Source organism: Caulobacter sp. B11, assembly GCF_002737765.1.
Classification (GTDB): domain Bacteria; phylum Pseudomonadota; class Alphaproteobacteria; order Caulobacterales; family Caulobacteraceae; genus Caulobacter.
Genome location: NZ_PEGG01000380.1, coordinates 1 through 3960 on the forward strand (window position 1 = coordinate 1; position 3960 = coordinate 3960).

The 3960-nt window shown below is 67.7% G+C and carries 4 protein-coding genes and 1 pseudogene; 3 read left to right on the plus strand and 2 right to left on the minus strand.

What is annotated here, in order from left to right; genetic code table 11:
* Positions 1 to 884 (minus strand): annotated as a pseudogene (locus CSW58_RS13120) (MaoC family dehydratase); the annotation flags it as partial.
* A 132-nt stretch (positions 885 to 1016) separates the two neighbouring features.
* Between CSW58_RS13120 and mdh the strand changes: the two are divergent.
* Entirely contained in the window at positions 1017 to 1979 is a 963-nt protein-coding gene (gene mdh / locus CSW58_RS13125) for a malate dehydrogenase (protein WP_099447578.1), read from the plus strand.
* 109 nt (positions 1980 to 2088) lie between these two features.
* Here the strand turns inward: mdh and CSW58_RS13130 are convergent, their stop codons facing one another.
* Positions 2089 to 2520, minus strand: a complete 432-nt coding sequence (locus CSW58_RS13130; protein WP_099447579.1) for a CBS domain-containing protein — start codon at positions 2518 to 2520, stop codon at positions 2089 to 2091.
* A 120-nt stretch (positions 2521 to 2640) separates the two neighbouring features.
* Between CSW58_RS13130 and CSW58_RS13135 the strand changes: the two genes are divergently transcribed.
* Both CSW58_RS13135 and CSW58_RS13140 read left to right on the plus strand, forming a co-directional pair.
* Positions 2641 to 3147: a DUF1993 family protein gene (locus tag CSW58_RS13135; protein ID WP_099447580.1), complete on the plus strand. Its 507-nt coding sequence runs from the start codon at positions 2641 to 2643 to the stop codon at positions 3145 to 3147.
* A gap of 275 nt (positions 3148 to 3422) precedes the next feature.
* The gene (locus CSW58_RS13140; protein WP_236627834.1) at positions 3423 to 3812 is read left to right on the plus strand and encodes a DNA translocase FtsK 4TM domain-containing protein; all 390 of its coding nucleotides are present in this window, start codon (positions 3423 to 3425) and stop codon (positions 3810 to 3812) included.
* Positions 3813 to 3960 lie beyond the last annotated feature (148 nt).

Below are 3960 nucleotides of genomic sequence, written 5' to 3' on the forward strand. Positions count from 1 at the left end.
GTCGAGCACCTCGCTCCAGGCGAAGATCGTGCCGCCGCGAAATAGGGGCTGACATGGCGGCCGGCGTTGATGGCCACGATCAGGCCGGCGTTCTGCAGGCCGTTGAACGACAGGGCCTTGGCGGTCGAGATCACCACCCGCCATAGACCAGCCGCCGCCCCGAGGGGTCCTTGGCGCGCTCATACTGGTTGAAGTGGACCTTGGCGGTGTTCTGCCACAGGCGGGTGGCATGGCGTGCTCGGCCTCCTCGATGGCCATGCCGTCGACATGGTCGATCTTCTCGCGATCGCGTAGTCCTCGAAGGCATGCGGCGCGCCGGCCAGGGCCCAGTCGTACTGGCCGAAGTCCAGCCCCGACGGAACCACCAGATCGGCGGCGGCCACGGCCTGGGCCAGGGCCGGGGTCGACTGCCCCTCGACCACCGCCTCGACATCGCCCTTGCGAACCATGACCCAGCGCACATAGCTCAGCACCGCCACGCCGTGCTGGTTGACGCCGGTGGTGCGCACATAGACGACGCCGGTCTTGCGGTTGGAGTTTTCCTTCAGCCCGATCACCTCCGACGTCGCCGTCAGGGTGTCGCCCGGATGCACCGGAGCCAGGAACCGGCCCTCGGCATAGCCGAGATTGGCCACGGCGTTGAGGCTGATGTCGGGCACGGTCTTGCCGAACACCACGTGGAAAGCGACCAGCGGATCGACCGGCGCGGCGGCCAGGCCGCAGGCCCGGGCGAATTCATCGGACGAGAACAGCGCGAAACGCGGACCGTAGAAGGCGGTGTAGAGCGCCACATCGCCGGCTGTCACCGTGCGCGGCGTGGCGTGGACCAGGGTCTGGCCCAACTTGAAGTCCTCGAAATAGTTGCCCGGCTCGGTCTTGCTCATCCCTGCGCGTCCCTATCAATGTTCAGGCTGTTTTGACGCAGCGCAGCGAAACGGGGAAGGGGGCTTGAGGCTTAAGCCTCATGGGTCTAGACCGCCGCGAGAAATTCCATCCACAGTCCTGACGGAGACCCTATGGCTCGCGCGAAGATCGCCCTTATCGGCGCCGGCATGATCGGCGGCACCCTGGCCCATATCGCGGCTCGCGAAGAGCTGGGCGACATCGTCCTGTTCGACATCAGCGAAGGCACGCCGCAGGGCAAGGCCCTCGACCTGGCCGAAGCCTCGGCCGTGTTCGGAAAGGACATCGTCCTGAAGGGCGCCAATGACTATGCCGACATCGCCGGCGCCGACGTCTGCATCGTCACCGCCGGCGTGCCGCGCAAGCCGGGCATGAGCCGCGACGACCTGCTGGGCATCAATCTGAAGGTCATGAAGGCCGTCGGCGAAGGCATCAAGGCCCACGCCCCCAACGCCTTCGTCATCTGCATCACCAACCCGCTCGACGCCATGGTCTGGGCGCTGCAGCAGTTCTCGGGCCTGCCCAAGGAAAAGGTCATCGGCATGGCCGGCGTCCTGGACTCGGCGCGCTTCGCCTACTTCCTGGCCGAAAAGACCGGCGTGTCGGTCGAAGACATCCACGCCTGGACCCTGGGTGGTCACGGCGACGACATGGTGCCGATGGTTCGCCACTCCACCGTCGGCGGCCTGCCGCTGCCGGAACTGGTCAAGCAAGGCTGGATGACCCAGGAAGAGCTCGACGGCATCGTCAAGCGCACCCGTGGCGGCGGCGGCGAGATCGTCGCCCTGCTGAAGACCGGCTCGGCCTTCTACGCCCCGGCTGAAAGCGCCATCGCCATGGCCACCAGCTATATCAAGGACAAGAAGCGCGTCCTGCCCTGCGCCACCTTCCTCAATGGCCAGTACGGCCTGGAAGGCCTCTATGTCGGCGTGCCGGTCGTGATCGGCGCCGGCGGCGCGGAACGGGTCATCGAGTTCGAAACCAATGACGAAGAGAAGGCGATGTTCGCCGCCTCGGTCGCCTCGGTGAAGGGCCTGATGGAAGCCTGCAAGGCCATCGACCCCTCGCTGGTCTAGGCTTTCCGAACTTTCGAGACAAAGAAGGGCGGCTCCTCGCGGGGCCGCCCTTTTTCGTTATCCGCAAACCTCGTCACCCCCGGCTTCATGCAGGGGGTGACGACGGTATTCAGTGCGCCGCGTCGCCGGGCTCTTCGGAAATCTCTTCCAGGGTCTTGCCGACCTGCTTGGCGCCATAGTCCTTGGCCACGTCGCCGAGCGACAGGATGCCGGCCAGCTTGCCGGCCTCGTCGAGCACGACCAGGCGACGGATCTGGTGATTGGCCATCTTGGCGGTGGCGTCGGCCAGGTTGTCCTCGGCGGTGACGCTATAAACCTCGCCATCGCTCATCGCCTCGGAGATCGGCGAGTCGAAGCTGCGACCCTCGGCCACCACCCGCAGGACGATGTCGCGGTCGGTGACCAGGCCGACCACCTTGCCGTTGTCGACGATCGGCACGGCGCCGCTGTCGACATGGGCCATGGTCTGGGCGACCTGGCGGACGCTGTCGGTGGGGGCGGCGGTGGAGACCTGGCTGGTCATCGCGTCGCTGACTTTCATGGGGAGACCTCGTGGAATGAAACCGAAGCCCTCTAAACCCCCGCCGGTCCTCTCCCGTTCCGTGCTTTCGCCGTGGCGCGGTCGGCCCTATCTGAACGCCACACCTCAAGCGGAGCTTTCATGACCCTTTCCATCCACCAGACCAGCGTCCCGGTCTTCGTCCAGGGCCTCAAGGGCCTGAAGGGCGTGCTGACCAAGGCCGCCGCCCAGGCCGAGGCCAAGGGCTGGGCCCCTGAAGCCCTGCTGCAGGCCCGGCTCTATCCCGACATGTTCCCGCTGCTGCGCCAGGTGCAGATCGCCACCGACTTCGCCAAGGGCTGCTGCGCCCGCCTGGCGGGGCACGAGGTTCCGGCCTGGGATGATGTCGAGACCGATTTTCCTGGCCTGATCGCCCGGGTCGAACGGGCCATCGCCTATGTCGAGGGCCTAGACCCCGCCGCCTTCGCCGGGGCCGAGGATCGCGACATCAGCCTGACCCGGCGCGGCGAGACCACCGTGGTCAAGGGCCTGGCCTATCTGCAGACCCAGGCCCAGCCCAACTTCTTCTTCCACCTGACCACCGCCTATGCGGTGCTGCGCCACAACGGCGTCGAGGTCGGCAAGAAGGACTATCTCGGCACGGCGTGAGGGCGGCGGTTGACCCTGTAGATCCTCCCCCTGGCGGGGGAGGTGTCGGCGAAGCCGACGGAGGGGGACGTCCGCCAAGCCTCTGCGGTCTTCCCCCTCCGGCCTGACGGCCGCCTCCCCCTTCAGGGGGAGGATCGCCCTTCCGCCCGCGACACCTGATCCCACCCATCGTAAACGCCCCTTAACCCTCTTGCGGCAAAACCGAGCGGTTCGACCCGTTACGGAGTTGCAGGTTCATGGCGCGAGCGGCGCGGCGATCAGGTCTTGAGCTTCTGATGGAAGCCTTCGCCTATGGCTGGTCCCAGCCCTTGTCGGCGCGGTTCCGCGGCGGCGTGGTCACGGTGATCGGCGGCGGCCTGCTGCTGGCCCTGGCCACCTATAACGCCACCGATCCCAGCCTGAACGCCGCCTCGGCCGCCCGCGCCACCAACGCCCTGGGCGGCCCCGGGGCCGCGATCGCCGACATCCTGATGCAATCCCTGGGCCTGGCCGGCTGGATCAGCGCCGCCCTGATGCTGATCCTCGGCCTGACCCGCGCCACCCAACCCGACCCGGTCGCCGCCCGTCGCGATCTGCGGATCCGCTCGGCCGTCGGGGCGGCGGGGGTCCTGGCCCCTGGCCGGACTGCTGGCCGCGCCGCGCCCGCCGGTCGCCTGGCCGCTTGAGAAGGGCCTGGGCGGATTCTGGGGCGACGGCCTGCTGATGGCGATCAGCGGCCTGTTCCACTATGCGCGTATTCCCGGGGGCCACCGTGGTGCGGCCCTGTTGGCTGGCCGTCGGCGCGGCGATCGCCCTGGGCTACGCCATCGGCTT